Genomic DNA, 15,794 nt, shown 5'->3' on the forward strand with positions numbered 1-15,794 from the left:
AGGCTTAGATGCGGCTTTGGGCGATCGCCGGATCCGTCGACGTCAGCCCCGCGCCCCGCTGGGGATGGAGGGACGCTCCCTGCTGCAAAGCCGCGCAGAGGCGGTTCAGGGCATTCAGGTAGGCCTGGGCCGACGCCACAATGATGTCGGTATTGGCGGCATGGCCCGAGAACAGCCGATCTTCGTGCTTGAGGCGAATCGTCACCTCGCCAATGGCGTCGATCCCGGCCGTCACCGACTGGACCGAAAACTCCACCAGCTGATTGGGCACCTCAACCACGCGATTGATCGCCTTGTACACCGCATCCACCGGCCCTGTGCCAATGGCCGCGTCCGTCAGCTCCTCACCGTCGGGCGTCCGCAGGGTGACCGTCGCCGTCGGCCGCGCGTTGCTGCCGCAGGAGACCTGCACCAGCTCCAGCCGGAACAGCTCTGGGGCCTGCTGGATTTCGTCGTTGACGATGGCTTCCAGGTCACGATCGGAGATGTCTTTTTTCTTGTCGGCCAGCTCTTTGAACCGCACAAAAGCCCGATTCAGGTCCTGATCCGCCAGGTCAAAGCCCAGCTCCCGCAGGCGCGTCCGGAAGGCGTTGCGGCCGGAGTGTTTGCCCAGCACAATTTGGTTGTCGGTCAGACCGATAGACTGGGCGTCCATGATCTCGTAGGTGAGCTTGTTCTTGAGGACGCCGTCCTGGTGAATGCCGGATTCGTGGGCGAAGGCGTTGGCGCCGACGATGGCCTTGTTCGGCTGGACCAGCATCCCGGTCAGGTTCGAGACCAGGCGCGAGGTTTTGTAGATCTGGCGGGTGTCGATGTTGGTGAGGGGCGCTTCGGAGTCCTGTGGGCGGCCCAAGAAGGGGTTGAAGTAGCGGCGGCGCACGTGAAGCCCCATGACCAGCTCTTCGAGGGCAGCATTGCCGGCCCGTTCACCGATGCCGTTGATGGTGCACTCGAGCTGACGAGCACCATTCTTGACGGCTTCCAGGAAGTTTGCCACCGCCAAGCCCAGGTCATTGTGACCGTGGACCGAAATAATGGCCTTGTCGATGTTGGGGACGTTCTCTTTGATGCCGCGAATCAAGGCGCCGAACTCAGCTGGCGTCGTGTAGCCAACGGTGTCGGGGATGTTGATGGTGGTGGCACCGGCGGCGATCGCCCGCTCGAGCACCTGGTACAGAAACTCCGGCTCCGATCGGCCCGCATCCTCCGGCGAGAACTCAATGTCATCCACGAAGGATTTGGCGTAGGCGACCATCTCCTCGGCGATCGCCAGCACCTCGGGCCGCGTCTTCTTCAGCTTGTACTGGAGGTGAATGTCCGACGTCGCAATGAAGGTGTGAATGCGAGGCTTGGCCGCTGGCTTGAGGGCCTCCGCCGCCGCCTTGATGTCCTGCTGGGTCGCGCGCGCTAGACCGCAGATCGAGGGGCCGTCGGGAGAACCTACCTGAGCAGCGATTTTTTGTACAGCCTCAAAGTCCCCAGGACTCGCAAAAGGGAACCCCGCCTCGATCACATCGACCCCAAGCCGAGCCAGCTGGCGCGCAATGGTCAGCTTTTCATCCACATTCAGCGTTGCGCCAGGAGACTGCTCCCCGTCGCGGAGGGTGGTGTCAAAAATGATGATTCGATCCTGAGGGGGGTTTGTGCTCATAGTTGTTGAGGACTCGCAGAAGTTCAAAGAAAATCAGCAGGGAAAAAGCAATCTCAGACGCCGTCGGGGCTTGAGGCGCATCGCTCAGGGCGAACAGCAGCCCCAGTCTCCGATGGCTGAACACAGGAGCAAGGCGCTGAGTATCAGAGTATCAAGGGTCGTCACCAGCAGCATTCACAGGGGGGGAGCAGCCCCAGGCCGCTGCATCTAGACCCGCTGCGGGGCGATCGCCCCCGTACCCACCGTAAGACCATTCTAGTCGCTGGCTTTACCTCGCCGTATCCCAGAACTCCGAAAAGTCGGGCCGGCGATCGCTCAACCTGGGCAAGCTATCTTTTCGCCAGTCAGGCATCCATTTTTTCGATAAACGGGCGAATATCATTCAGGTCAATATAGCGGTCTGTGGCATTGCGCAACTCGCGCGCAATCATGCCTTCTGTAGAAACAACCGTGATGTGCGTACTTTTCGATCGCAGCAGCTCGATCGCCCGCTCAAAATCACCATCACCGCTAAACAAAATCACCTGATCGTATTGCTCAACGGTATTAAACATATCAATAACAATTTCGATATCGAGATTCGCTTTTTGGGAGTAGCGTCCCGAGTTATCGTCGTAATACTCTTTAAGAATTTTAGTTCGGACCGTATAGCCTAAGCTGATCAGGGCATCTCGAAAACCTCGCTGGTCTTGAGGATCTTTGATGCCGGTATACCAAAAAGCATTGATCAGGTTAATACCGGGTTCTCGGGTGAAATACTCTAAAACGCGACGAGGATCAAAGAACCAACCGTTTTTCTGCTGTGCATAAAACATGTTGTTGCCGTCGACGAAAATCGACAGCCGATTTTTGGGATAACTCATAGAAGGTTAGACCTAAAATTTGTAGAATTGAGCCGAGCCAGCGTCCTTTTATGGGCTGGCTAGCATTGGTGAAAAGACCTGCAAGGGAGATTGATTTCCCTCACACCGAAGTTTTGAGCCTAAAGAAGTATTTGAGTTAAGGGTAATTTTAGTTCTTTAGGAATTGACTACACAGATGAGTAAGGGTTAGGTAGAAGCAAAATTAACTGGGATTCTCATTGAAGGAAGTCTAGAGTAGGAAATAGGCTGAATTAAGAGGGTATTTTGAGCTGATCCTATTATAGGGTGCACTGCAAAGCCCTCTCGCTCATGGTGGCAGAAAAGCTCGATCAGCGATAGAGCCGGGACTCGCGGGACAGCCTTTCCGGTCAAAGAATTTACGGAAAGGGGCGATCGCCGGTGGAGATCAGGGGCAGGGAGACGCGCTTTTTTGTCGCTTGGGATCCCAGACCAATCTTGAGCTAGGTCGATCTTGGGAAAGAAATCGTCTTCGCCTCGGGTTGGACTTGGGCACAATGGTTGCTATCGAACCCCGCTCAATTGCCGCTCCTATTCCGCCCCGCCCTCCAACGACGGGGTCTCTCGGAGGCTTCCGATGACCGCAGAAAAACCTGCTTTTAGCAATACCACGTCGCTGGGCCAGCGCTTGAAGCTGCGAGCTCGTCAGTGGTGGACGCTCCGACGGTTGGGCCATAGCCTGGCGGGGGCGATCGCCTTGCTGGCAGCAGCGGGGACGGCAACCGAAGTGGGCCTGGTCCAGCTCCTAGAGCGCCAAAATCAGGCTTTCTTTTTTGAGGTGCGCGGTCCCAGGACGCCGCCCCAGGACATTGTTATTTTGGCCATCGATGAGCAGTCGATCCAGCAGGGCAAAATCCACGCCATGGAGCCCGAGCGCTACCCGTTCCTGGCGCCGCTGCAATCTTGGCCCTGGCAGCGCACGGCCTACGCGATCGCCATCGAGCGCTTGCTAGGGGCGGGGGCCAAGGCGGTCGGGGTCGACGTGATTTTTGATGCGCCGGGCATCTATGGCGAGGCGGATGACGAGCGCTTTGCCAAAACCCTGGCGCGCTACCGCTCCCAGGTGACGCTGGCAGCGCAGTTTGAGGAGGGGAGCGATCGCGGCGGCTACGTGTTTCAGCTCGCTGAGCCCCAAACTCGCTTCCTGACCGGGGGCACCCTCACGGGATACATCAACTATCCCCTGAGTGCCAACAGCGAAGTCCAAGAGCTCAACAGCCGCTATCTCTGGCACGTCCAGCGCAATAATCCAGATCATGGCGACTTTTTACAGACGATCGCCGACGACGTGCCGTCCTTTGACCAGGCAGTCCTGGCGTCTGCCCAGGCCTCCACGCCGCCTCTCAGCGGCAGCGACATCTTTTTCTATGGGCCTTCCGGAACCTTCGAGCAAATCCCCTTTTGGCACGTTCTCGATCCGAGCAACTGGAATACCTACCTCCAGAGCGGCGCCTACTTCAAAGACAAAATTGTGCTGATCGGCGCCACCGCAGCATCGGCCCAAGACTTTCACAACACGCCTTTTGGCCTCAGCCTCCTGTATCCTCAGCCCATGGCAGGCATCGAGATCCACGCGAATGGCATCGCGACGCTGCTGGAGGGACGAGCGATCGGCGACTTGCTACCCGGGTCGGGGGCGCGAGGCGGACTGGTCTTGGTTTTGGTGCTGGGAGCTAGCGCCCTGCTCAGTCGGCAGCGCCGATTGGAGCACCAGTTTCTCTGGCTGAGCGCACTGGTGCTGACTTGGCTGATTGGCAGCTATAGCCTATTTACCTATGCCCAGCGCCGAGTGCCCACGGCTACGCCGATCCTGGCGATCGCCCTGGGGGGCTTTGGCTACATGGGGACCACCTACTGGCAAGACCAGCAGCGTCGCCGCCAGCTCCGTCGCACCCTCAAGCACTACGCTGGCGCGCCCCTCGTCCAAGAAATTCTGGGACAGCAGGATGATTTTCAAGACTTGCTGGCCGAGCGGGAGCAGGAAGTGCTGGGCAAGCTGCTCGGCAATCGCTACCGCGTGCTAAAAGTCTTGGGCTCTGGAGGCTTTAGCGCGACCTACATCGCCGAAGACACCCAGCGCCCCGGCACGCCCCAGTGCGTGGTGAAGCAGCTGCGGCCCGCCAGCAATGATGTGAAGGTCTTGGCCCTGTCGCGGCGTCTGTTTGAGCGAGAGGCCGCCACCCTCGAAAAGCTCGGCAAACATGACCAAATTCCGCAGCTTTTGGCCTATTTCGAAGAAGATGCCGAGTTTTATCTGATTCAGGAATTCATCATTGGCCATCCCCTCAGCGAGGAGCTCCCCCTCGGTAAGCAGATTCCTTCGGCGCGCGTGCTGCGGATGCTCGAGGACTTGCTGGAGGTGCTGATCTTTGTCCACCACCACGGGGTGATTCACCGGGACATCAAGCCGAATAACATCATTCGGCGCCACAGCGACAATAGGCTAGTGCTGATTGACTTTGGGGCGGTCAAGGAGATGCAGACCCAGGCCAGCGGCGAGGGCGGGACAGAGGCGGCCTTGACCATTGGCATCGGCACGCGGGGATACATGCCCAGCGAGCAGTGCGCAGGGATGCCGCGCTTTACGAGTGACCTGTACGCGGTGGGAATGACGGCCATTCAGGCGCTGACGGGGCTTCCCCCGGACCAGCTCAAGGAAGACCCGAAGACGGGGGATCTCGTTTGGCAACATCGGGCCCGCGTGAGCCACGAGCTGGCAATGATTCTGAGTCAGATGGTGCGCTATGACTTCAAGCTGCGCTATCAGTCTGCGGATGAGGCGCTGGCAGCGCTGCGATCGCTCCAGTCCAGCGGCGCGATCGCCGAAGAGAGCGAGCCTGAGACGGCTGTTTCTGGCAATTTCGCAAACGCCCTGGATGACGGCGAGGACGAGCGGCCCTCGACGCTGCTGTGGCCGGAGGGCTTTGATACTGCCCAAGTTTCTGAAGAGCCAGAAACGGCGATCGCCCCTGACGCTAGCCCACCGTCAACCTAGCGCCGCAAACCGTTCAGGCCCAATAAACACAATCTCAGTTTTGTCTGGGCAAGCCAGGCAAATCAAATACCGGGTTGCCCGGGGGTCTATCGGGTGGGTTTGCTGGCGGGTTAGGAGATTTTCCTGGCTTCCCCCCCAGATTAATCCCCAAATTGGCCAAATTCAGACCAATTCCGACGTCGCTAGAGGGTGTGCTCTCCGGCACAGGAGCGGGGTTAACGGAGATGGGTGGCTCCACCGGCATCGGCGTGACGTCGGGCTCTGGCTGGGGCGATGGAGGCGTATCCGGAGTGACCGGGATCGTCGTTGGCGGCTCGGCTGGCGTAGTAGGCGTCCCCGCAGGATCTGGCGCTGGGTCTACCTGGAGAGGCGGCTGATTAGCCACAGGCCCCTGAGGAGCGGGGTTGCCTGCATTTGGTTGGGCCGGAGTTGCGGGCGTTGCCGGAGTCCCAGGACCATTGGGCTGGGCTGGGGTCGCGGGCGTCGCTGCGTTGTTGTTGCGTCCGCCGGGCTGGGCCGGGGTCGCGGGCGTTGCCGGAGTCCCAGGACCGTTGGGCCGGGCCGGAGTTGCAGGCGTCGCCGCGTTGTTGTCGCGCCCGCCGGGCTGGGCCGGGATCGCGGGCTGGGCTGGGGTCCCAGGACCGTTGGGCTGGGCTGGGGTCGCGGGCTGCGCGGGACTAGCACCGGGCCGCGTCGGGATCATGTCGAGGCCCCGCATGATTGCGGGCTGAGGCTGGGCCGGCGCCACCGGGTTGGGCTCAAACTGGGACGCTGGCACCGCCTCTAGAAACTGGGTTTCGCCTGCTTCGAGCAAGCGGTCTGGGTGGACATCAATCGTGGGGCGCAGGGGAACGCCCTCTGGTGGCGAGCTTTCGGTGCGGGTAGAGACCGCGCTGAGAAAGTCTGGATTTTCCTGCATGGGCATTTCTGCCAAGGAGCCTTGGGACGCCAGACCCCGACGGATCTCGGCTCGCACTTCATCGAGGGCAGCCCCTTCAATGGCGATCGCCTGGGGATTTTCGGAGGAGAGATCTAGGCCCTTGACGATTTCACTGGTGGCGTAGAAGGAGCTCAGGTCAAATTCGTATACGCCTTGCAGGCGATCGCCCTCAAACACCGCCATTTGGCCTGCGGCGAGCGTTTGGGTTCCCTGCTCATTCGACACCGTAATGCCAGAGTCGGTCAGGGCCGCAACAATACTAGTCTGCGTCTCGGGCACATAGCGCACAAACAAGGCAGAACCTCGAATGCCCGCCGTCGCGTTGGGAGTGCGAATGCGAGTCAAGCCTTGACCAGGCCGAATCAGAGCCAAGACCGTACCACCGCGCAGGTCAATGTCTCGGGTGTTGGGCTTGAAGTTGAAGAGGGCTTGAGCGCCCAAGCGGGCGAGGGAGCCGTCGTTGAAGACGACATCCGCTGAAGAGCCACTTCCCGTCGAGAGCGCATCCCCAGGCACCATTGGGTCGGAGAGGCGGGCCGGTCGAGCCGGCTGGCGCTGGGGTTGGAGCCGAACAATATTGCGGATCTGCTGCACGGTCGCCCGGGTCAATGGAGTCAGGGCGTAACTCGCTTGTGCCCCTAGGCTCCAGATTAGGACCGTCAAGACCAGGATTAAACGCCGAGACATAGTCTTCTTTCCTCGCGGCTGAGAACCAAATAAAAACCAGGCGCAGGGGTGTCGCCGCTCGCCAATTCACAATTGAACCCGTTGCGGTGCTGGTAGGTTCCCTGATACTCCCATCTCTATGGTCGCGCATATCGTCCAAGCCTTGCAGTCTGGCGATCGCGGACTTCTTTGATCTGCACCCACCCCTCATCTCAGTGTAATCACCAGACCCAGCGGGTGTGTCGAAAATTGTTAGTTCTTCAATTCAGCGCTTTTTGCGGCGCGAAAATCTCTCCATTGACAGAATTTTGTTAAATTCACTCAATCAGGTGCTTCCGGTCGCTGAGAATCAGGGTTAGGCAAGAGCAGTGATTTCTACGTGAACCCACTGAGGGCAATGCTAGGCTAACGATTTGTGCAATTCATCCCTCGCAAGGATCAGAAGTGCACGATCAGCCGTCTGAAAGCTGACAGCAAGGGATGGGAGAGACCTATGTATCAGAGTTGTTTCTTGGGTCATGACAGCGTTCTAGGACCTCTGGGACTGGGGACGCTGGGGGTTGTTGGCCCGTGGATAGGGGCGATCGCCCTCATTGCTCAGCCCTCGGCTGCGCTAGCCGAGGAAAGCGAAATAACGGCGATCCAGGACGCGCCCGCTGTTTTGGATACGAGCGGCGATCGCCCGTTTCCGGCCCAGAGCATCCCTTTTTCTCCCCCGGACTTTTTGCAGCTGCCGCCGGACGCGCCGGCGCGCCTGCTCGGTCCGGTCTCGGCTCCCTCAGGGCCTAGCCAGTTCGCTCAAGAGTCTCCTCCCTCGACCATTATTCAAGACCCCACAGAGCCCTCTCGGCAGCTTGACACCGTCCCTCGCCCGGGCCAGCCCGCCCCGCCCATCGGCGTTCCTGCCACCCCCACCGACGGCACGGGCGAGTCCGAGGTGCTGGGCGATCCGGAACTGGGCGTGATTCGCGTGCGCCCCTTGCCGACGCCCACCGCAGAAGCCACGCCGCCCACGCCACCCCCCGCCCTCTATCTGCTGGGGAACGCTACCTATTTCAGCAGCGACAATATTTTTTCGATTCGCGATCCGATCGCCGACGGTCTGATCCAGACGGGTCTGGAGCTGTGGGGCGTCTATCCCCTCAGCTCCCGGACGGCCTTGATCGGCTCCGTGGGCGGCAACTTGGTGCGCTATCAGGACCAGTCAGAGTTTGACTACAACGAGCTGCGCTTTGAGGCGAGCGTGCGTCATGCTCTGTCGCCGCGGATGTACGGCGAGGTGGGCTGGAGCAACCAAAACCTGTTTTATCGGGAAGGGGGCGATCGCTTTCTCAATGACCACGCCCTCCGCTTGGCCCTGGGCCGCACCGATCCGCTCACTGACAAGCTCGCTCTCGACACGCTCTATCAGCTTCAGGTCAGCTTTGCCGATCCAGACAACCGCAGCCGCATTTTGAATTCCCTCGGCGCGTCTTTGCGCTACGACGTCACCGAAGAATTTCAGGCGAGTCTGGCTTACCAGCTCGGCCTGAGCAACTTTACCGAGAGCGATCGCGATGACTTTTATCAGCAGCTCTTGGGCGTTTTGAACTATCAGTTTTCGGAGCGCGCCCAGCTCACGGTGTACGGTGGATATCGCTTCGGGAACTCCAGCAACGACTTGGTGGACTTTGATGGGGGGCTCGTCGGCGTCAGCCTCGGCTTCAATCTGCCGCTTTTTTAGCTGTTTTTTTGCAGTCGCCGTCACCGACTGCTCGCTCGTTGAGGCGTAGTACAGTCCGCCCAAACCTGCTGTGACAGACTCCTACATCGATACTGACGTATACGGTGTAGGCTTCTCAGTGACCCCTGCTATTGCATCGGGCGTATCCTGAGCTTTATTTTGAGTCCACGGAATGCCCTACCGCAGACTTTGAACAAGTACCAATGTATGTTCAACCTCGGTACTGTCAAAGTTTTACGCATCCACAGAAACGCGAATTCGCTATGACTGGATGCAACCCCATACTTTGAGTTGTCGTGGTTCAAATTTCAGGGCGGCGATTGGCTCAAACCCTTGCCCTGACTATATCCCACTTACTTTGTGCCATGAAAGATTTGCTCGTTTTCCCCCCCTTCCCTTCCCTAGCCTGGGGCATAGGTCAGAGGAGCGTCATTATCTCACGCCAAGCCAAGGATGATGGCGTGAGGCTTCTACTGCTTTAGCTAATCAACAGCAGCTCTCCCAAGCAGTCGGGCGATCGCCCGTTGTCGTTCCCCGCGTAGTGACCTCTCCCCATGACGACAAAGTTTCCAATTCCCCAAAACTGGCCAAAACTTCAGCAGCAGCTCACGCCCTACTGGTTTTTGCTGCCGGCCCTGGCACTTTTGGGCCTGACCGTCTTTTGGCCAGCGGTCCAGGCCTTTTTGCTGAGCTTCACGCGCTACAGCTACGACCTCACGCAGCCGCCCCTGTGGATTGGGTTTGGCAACTTTCAGCGGCTGCTGGGCGATCCGGTCTTTTGGCAAACCCTGCGGAATACCTTTGTGTATCTGGTGGGGGTCGTTCCCGTTTTGGTGGTGCTGCCCCTCGGGCTGGCGATCCTCGTCAACCAAAAGCTGCGGGGCATCAGCTGGTTTCGCGCCGCCTACTACACCCCGGTGGTGATCTCGATGGTGGTGGCGGGCATCGCCTGGCGCTGGCTCTATAACGAAAACGGCCTGCTCAACCATGTCGTCCGTCTGGTGCTGCCGGGTTCGGAGGGTTTTCCGTGGCTGACCCTGCCGACGTGGTCGCTGTTTAGCGTGATGGCAGTCACGATCTGGAAGGGGCTAGGCTACTACATGGTGATTTATCTGGCTGGGCTACAGGCCATTCCCGCAGAGCTGTATGAGGCGGCGGCGATCGACGGCTCGGACGGGCTGCGCAAGCACTGGGACGTGACGGTGCCGCTGATGCGCCCTTACCTCCTGCTGGTGGGGGTCATCTCAGCGATTTCGGCCACCAAGGTCTTTGAAGAGATCTACATCATGACCCAGGGTGGCCCCAACAACAGCTCGAAGACGATTGTGTACTACGTCTATGAGCGCGCTTTCCAGGATTTGGAAGTGAGCTACGCCTGCACGATCGGTTTGGTTCTCTTCTTGGTGATTTTGGCGCTGTCGGTGGTGCGCTTGGGCCTGCAGCGAGTCGGGGCAGCGCCGGGCCAAGAGTGGCTGTAGAAGAGAAATCCCTAGGGCAGGTTCAGGAACTGGGAAAACGCTGAGTGAGGCATTGAGATAGCGCGTTCTGTTGGTGTGGCTGTCGATTGACTGGCAATCCAAGGCAAGGATAAGTATGAATTCACGTTCTTCTGCGGCTGGAGGGCGATCGCCCGGGGACACCCTGCGCGATCGCCTCCGCAGGTCTCGGCTGCTGCCCCGCCTCGGCCAGCTCATTAGCCTAGGCCTTTTGCCTTGGAGCCTCCTGGCAGCCCAGCCCAGCCTGGGCGCTGAGCGGATTTATCTGTCCTATGGACTGCTGGGCCGATCCATCACGATCAAAGAGCTAGAGATCTATGCGCGGACCGGCGAAATCACGGGGGATTTGGCCCTGTACGGGCAGTACGCGGGGCCAGAGCGCCTGGCTCAGCTGCGGGAGGTGCTGCTGACGCCCATTGGCTTTGATGCGGTGGCGGTGTCCCAGTTTCTCTACTCGCCCCAGGGCGAAATTTTGCTCGATCGCCTGGGCCAAGTGATCCAGTCCGAAGCGCGCCAGTCGGGATTTTTGGGCCTGCGGGCCGCGCTGATTTTGGCGGCGGCGGAGCCCGAGGGCATGACCCTCTTGAATGTGATGCAGCAGTTTCCGACACCGGGCATTCGGGTGGATCTGGGACGGAGTCTGGAGTTTGCTGATGAGCTGAGCACGATCGTCCAGGAGACGCGGCAGGCGGTGGCGGCCGTCAAGACCCAGGCGCGCACCGAGGCGCTGCTGACGCCGCCGCTGCCGAGCGGAGAACTGGTGGATGTGCGATCGCGCGGGCCGGTGGACTACCGGCGCGAGACGCTGCGGCTGCGCGATCCGAGCCGCGATCGCACCTTTCCAGTGGACTTTTATCTGCCTGCGACTCCCAATGCTCCGGTGGTGATTATTTCCCACGGCCTCGGCTCCAATCGCACCACCTTTGCCTATTTGGCCGCTCACCTGGCCAGCTACGGCTTTGCGGTCGCGGTGCCAGAGCACCCCGGCAGCAACGACGCCCAGCTCCAGGCCCTCATCGAGGGGCGCGCCAGCGAAGTGGCCGACCCGATGGAGTTTGTGAATCGTCCCCTTGACATTCGCTATCTGATCGACACGATCACGACCCTCAATCAATCTGGGAGCGCCCTAGAAGGCCGATTTAATCTGGATCAAATCGGCATTTTGGGCCAGTCCTTTGGCGGCTATACGGCACTGGCGGCGGCCGGAGCGACGCTAAATTTTCCGCGACTGCAAGAAGATTGTCTGGACGTGATTAATACCTGGAATTTGTCACTGCTGCTCCAGTGCCGCGCCCTGGAAACCCAGACGGCTGCGTCCCAAGTCACCCTGCACGACCCCCGCATCAAGGCGGCGATCGCCATCAATCCGATCACGAGCAGCGTCTTTGGCGAGACGGGTCTCAACCAGCTTCAGGTGCCGGTGATGATCGTGACCAGCAGCAATGACACCATTGCCCCAGCGCTGGCCGAGCAAATTCGTCCATTTACTTGGATCAATGGCAGTGCCGATCGCTATCTGCTGATGATGGAGCGCGCGAGTCACTTTTCGACCCTAGATGAACCCTCGGAAGGCGAGGAGCCCATCCCGCTGCCGTCGGCCCTCGTCGGCCCAGACCCGGCGATCGCCCAAAACTACATGGAAGCCATGAGCGTGGCTTTTTTCAAGACCTACCTGGGCCAAGAGCCCGCCTACCGCAGCTATCTCCAGGCCAACTACCCGCCCCTGATTGACCAGCCCTCGGTGAGTCTGGCCTTGGTTAAAGATTTCAACTCAGCGCAGCTCACCGAGGCTCTCCAAGAAAAGTCGCCCCCGCCTACCGCCACCGCCGCCCCTGTGAGCCGGCGCTGACCCCGACCTCGAACAAAGTTTGCCCTGGCCGCGTCTAGAAACCCCGACCCAGACAAAACGGCATTGGAGCAGTGCCCTTGCCGATACAATGAACCTGGCCAGTGCGCGCAATTTTGCTGATCTTTTTTACCTGGCACCATAAATATCCATGGATGCGTCCCTAGCACCCGAGCTGACGCCGCTTTCTGCGGACGCCCAGCCTGATTTATCGATCGTTGTTCCCCTGTATAACGAAGTTGAGAGCTTGCCCAAGCTGATTGAGGCGATCGCAGCGGCCGTCGTCGATCTGCCTCATTCCTACGAAATTGTGTGCGTGGACGACGGCTCCCAGGACGGATCGGCCGAGCTGCTGGGCGAGCTGGCGCGATCGCGCACGGACCTGCGGGGCGTCCTGCTGCGGCGCAACTACGGCCAAACCGCCGCCATGGCCGCCGGATTCCAGCACGCTCGGGGGCGCATCATCATCACGATGGACGGCGATCTCCAGAATGATCCCGCCGATATTCCGGAGCTGCTGGCCAAGCTAGAAGAGGGCTACGACTTGGTGAGCGGCTGGCGCAAGAAGCGTCAAGACGCCGCCCTGACCCGCCTGCTGCCGTCGCGGATCGCCAATGCGCTGATCGGCCAAGTGACGGGGGTGCACATCCACGACTACGGCTGCTCCCTCAAGGCCTACCGAGCCGAAATTGTCCAAGATCTCAACCTCTACGGCGAACTGCACCGCTTTTTGCCCGCTTTGGCTTTCATCGAGGGGGCGCGGGTCGCCGAAATCCCCGTGCGGCACCACGCCCGCCGCTACGGCCACAGCAAGTATGGCCTCAGCCGGACCTTTCGGGTCCTGATGGACTTGGTGACGGTGTTCTTTTTCAAGAAATTCCTCACCCGGCCCATGCATGTCTTTGGCTTTTTTGGGATTCTCTGTACGCTCTTGGGGTCGGCCCTGGGGCTGTATTTATCGATTTTGAAGCTGGGCTTTGGCCAAAGCATTGGCGATCGCCCTTTGCTGATTTTGGCGGTGCTGCTGTTCTTGACCGGGGTCCAGCTGTTTAGCTTTGGGCTGCTGGCCGAGCTGCTGATGCGCACCTACCACGAGTCCCAGAAGCGACCCATTTACCGGGTGCGGGACGTGGTGGGACCCGCGGCTCGATCGTGAGGGCGATCGCAACGTCTGTGAGCACTGGGCCTGAGCCTTCCGATATGCAGCCGACCTACTCCCTGGTGATTCCGATCTATAACGAGGAAGCCACCATCCCTGAGATGTACCGCCGGGTGGGGGCCGTGATGGATGGCCTTGACGGGCCTTGCGAGCTGATCTTGGTAAATGACGGCAGCCGCGATCGCTCCTTGGCGCTGCTGCGCGATCTGCGCGATCGCGACCCCCGCGTGTGCTACCTCAGCTTCGCCCGCAACTTCGGCCACCAGACCGCCGTGACGGCAGGCCTGAACTTCGCGCGGGGGCGCATCGTGATCGTGCTGGACGCCGACTTGCAGGATCCGCCCGAGCTGATCCCGGCCATGGTGGAGCAGTGGCGCGCCGGATACCAGGTGGTCTACGCCCAGCGGGTGCAGCGGCGTCAAGAAAGCTGGTTCAAGCGGCTCACGGCCTACGGCTTTTATCGGGTGCTGCGGCACCTGGCAGACGTGGACATCCCCACCGACACCGGGGACTTTTGCCTGATGGACCGCCAGGTGGTCGAGGCGCTCAACGCCATGCCCGAGCGCAACCGCTACCTGCGCGGTCTGCGGGCGTGGGCCGGTTTCCGTCAGACGGCGATTCCGTTTCAGCGCGATCCCCGCTTTGCCGGGGAGGTGAAGTATACCTTCCGCAAGTCCCTGGCCCTGGCCATTGACGGGCTGGTGTCTTTTTCGAAGGTGCCGCTGCGCATGTCCACCTATGTGGGCCTGCTGTCGGCGGCGATCGCCCTTTTGATGGGGCTGCTGGTGCTCTACTGGCGCTTGTTTGAGCCCAACTCTCCCCTGACAGGCTTTGCCACCATCGCGATCGCCATCTTTTTCCTGGGGGCCGTTCAGCTCGTCAGCATCGGCATCCTGGGCGAATACATTGGCCGCATCTACGAAGAGGTCAAGGGCCGCCCCCTCTATACCCTGGCCGAGGTCAAGGGATTTGAGCACCAAAGGCCGACGCCAGCGCTGCATACTCCGCCGCCACCTTGACCAGGCGGCCTTCCTCAGCGGATCGGCGGGCCGCATCGGCCACGCACAGAGCATAGAGGCTCTCGGCGGGGCTCACATAGAGCGATCGCCCGTCTAGCAAGTGGTCCAGCACCGCCGCCGTATCCTTGGCGAATAGGCCCCGGCGGCCGCCCACCTCCAGGGCCTGGAAGCCCTCGGCCTGGATCAGCGTGCCGTCGTTGCCGTCAAACAGGAGCGCTCCCGCCCGCCCCTGCACCTCAAAGCGCCGCTCCACCTGCCACAGCGCCTCTCCCTTGCCGTAGACTATCTCCCCGATCAGCCCGCTCTCAAAGCGGAGCTGGGCGCTGCACAAGCAGCTCCGGTAAGAGCCACTGGAGTTGGCGATCGCCCCCGAATCAAAGCTGGCCTGACAGGTCACCGTTTCCACCCGCCCAAAGGCGTGGGTCAGGCGATGCACCCGCGACAGCGCCCCCACCAGCGGAAACCCAAACAGCTTGGGCTGGTAGGTCCAGCGATCGGGCGCAGGCCGCTGAGGATTGAGGGTGCTGTAGCGCGCATAAACAGGTTCGCCAATCCGGGGCAGGTTTTGCAGTAGGGCCTGATGGACTCCCCCCAGCAGCTCGATGTGCTCCACGTGCAGCAAGCGGTCTTGCTGGTGCGCCAGCGCAATCAGCTCAGCTGCCTCCTGGGGATCTAGGGCCAGCGGATACTCCACCACGACGTGCTTGCCCGCCTGGAGGGCTGCCCGGGCGATCACTCCGTGGGCCTGATTTACATTACAGATCACCACCAAGTCCAGATCCGGCCGCGCCACCAGCTCTTGCCAGTCCAGGGTGTGGGCCGCGCCGTAGGCCTGGGCAAAGGCCGCCGTTTTGTCGGGGCTGTGGCCCGCTACGCGATCGACGCGCGATCGCTCGTCTGCCTGAAACGCCTCCGCCCGCAGCTTCGCCGCGTAACCCGTCCCAACAATGCCAACATGAATCGTGTCCAAAGCGCCCATGGGCGATGATCCCCGCAACCTTTCTCAGACAGCAGCTTAGCAGCAAACTTTGGGTGGCCTTTGTCCCAAAGGGCGCCAGAGCAATGCTTTTCAGCAGCCCTAAGCTCAGGTGATGATTGAGAAATATAATGATAACTAATACTAATTTGTCTCAAAAACGAGGGAAATTTTTGAATTACTAAGAACTGTTTAACGCTTGCCGTTTCTAGGTTTGAGAGCTTAATAATTTGCCATCAATTGAGTTTCTATAAATCGTTTTTTATATAAAAAGGTCTTATCTCAAGTAGCAATAACAACTTCATTACTAATCCTCCTAAACCTTTCTTAATTTTTCCCGTAGTATCAGAGGAGTGAAGCTTGCCAGGGGTTGGCGCTTGGCTTGCAAGACCGCTTAGGGTCTTCCTCTGGTGCGCTTGGAATGCCGTTTCTGTTAACGAGA

The 15,794-nt window shown here is 60.0% G+C and carries 10 protein-coding genes; 6 read left to right on the forward strand and 4 right to left on the reverse strand.

The features are described from left to right. Positions 1-4: 4 nt before the first annotated feature. A complete protein-coding gene (locus GEI7407_RS13345; RefSeq protein WP_015172715.1) occupies positions 5-1,651 on the reverse strand; it encodes a 2-isopropylmalate synthase in 1,647 nt (548 codons plus the stop codon). Positions 1,652-1,995: 344 nt separating this feature from the next. Further along, positions 1,996-2,514 carry an NYN domain-containing protein gene (locus GEI7407_RS13350; RefSeq protein WP_015172716.1) on the reverse strand — a complete coding sequence of 173 codons (519 nt, stop codon included), beginning with the start codon at positions 2,512-2,514 and terminating at the stop codon, positions 1,996-1,998. Between the two features lie 595 nt (positions 2,515-3,109). On the opposite strand from GEI7407_RS13350, the gene GEI7407_RS13355 reads away from it, so the two are divergent. Further along, positions 3,110-5,527: a serine/threonine-protein kinase gene (locus GEI7407_RS13355; protein WP_015172717.1), complete on the forward strand. Its 2,418-nt coding sequence runs from the start codon at positions 3,110-3,112 to the stop codon at positions 5,525-5,527. Between the two features lie 34 nt (positions 5,528-5,561). Here the strand turns inward: GEI7407_RS13355 and GEI7407_RS19645 are convergent, their stop codons facing one another. After that, entirely contained in the window at positions 5,562-7,154 is a 1,593-nt protein-coding gene (locus GEI7407_RS19645; protein WP_015172718.1) for a FecR domain-containing protein, read from the reverse strand. A 472-nt stretch (positions 7,155-7,626) separates the two neighbouring features. Here GEI7407_RS19645 and GEI7407_RS19650 point away from each other — a divergent pair, with 472 nt between their 5' ends. From GEI7407_RS19650 to GEI7407_RS13385, 5 genes are all read left to right on the forward strand, one after another. Further along, positions 7,627-8,856, forward strand: a complete 1,230-nt coding sequence (locus GEI7407_RS19650) for a hypothetical protein (RefSeq protein ID WP_015172719.1) — start codon at positions 7,627-7,629, stop codon at positions 8,854-8,856. Between the two features lie 554 nt (positions 8,857-9,410). Further along, on the forward strand, positions 9,411-10,334 hold the full coding sequence (locus tag GEI7407_RS13370; protein ID WP_015172720.1) for a carbohydrate ABC transporter permease: 924 nt from the start codon (positions 9,411-9,413) through the stop codon (positions 10,332-10,334). Positions 10,335-10,449: 115 nt separating this feature from the next. Further along, on the forward strand, positions 10,450-12,201 hold the full coding sequence (locus GEI7407_RS13375) for an alpha/beta hydrolase (RefSeq protein WP_015172721.1): 1,752 nt from the start codon (positions 10,450-10,452) through the stop codon (positions 12,199-12,201). A gap of 148 nt (positions 12,202-12,349) precedes the next feature. Then, a complete protein-coding gene (locus tag GEI7407_RS13380) occupies positions 12,350-13,354 on the forward strand; it encodes a glycosyltransferase family 2 protein (RefSeq protein WP_015172722.1) in 1,005 nt (334 codons plus the stop codon). Positions 13,355-13,398: 44 nt separating this feature from the next. Further along, positions 13,399-14,376, forward strand: coding sequence for a glycosyltransferase family 2 protein (locus tag GEI7407_RS13385; protein ID WP_015172723.1), 978 nt, complete (start codon positions 13,399-13,401; stop codon positions 14,374-14,376). Here the strand turns inward: GEI7407_RS13385 and GEI7407_RS13390 are convergent. Continuing rightward, complete coding sequence (locus tag GEI7407_RS13390; protein WP_015172724.1) at positions 14,318-15,355, reverse strand: Gfo/Idh/MocA family protein; 1,038 nt, start codon at positions 15,353-15,355, stop codon at positions 14,318-14,320. The genes GEI7407_RS13385 and GEI7407_RS13390 overlap by 59 nt on opposite strands. Positions 15,356-15,794: the final 439 nt, after the last annotated feature.

Source organism: Geitlerinema sp. PCC 7407 (genome assembly GCF_000317045.1).
Taxonomy (GTDB): Bacteria; Cyanobacteriota; Cyanobacteriia; order PCC-7407; family PCC-7407; genus PCC-7407.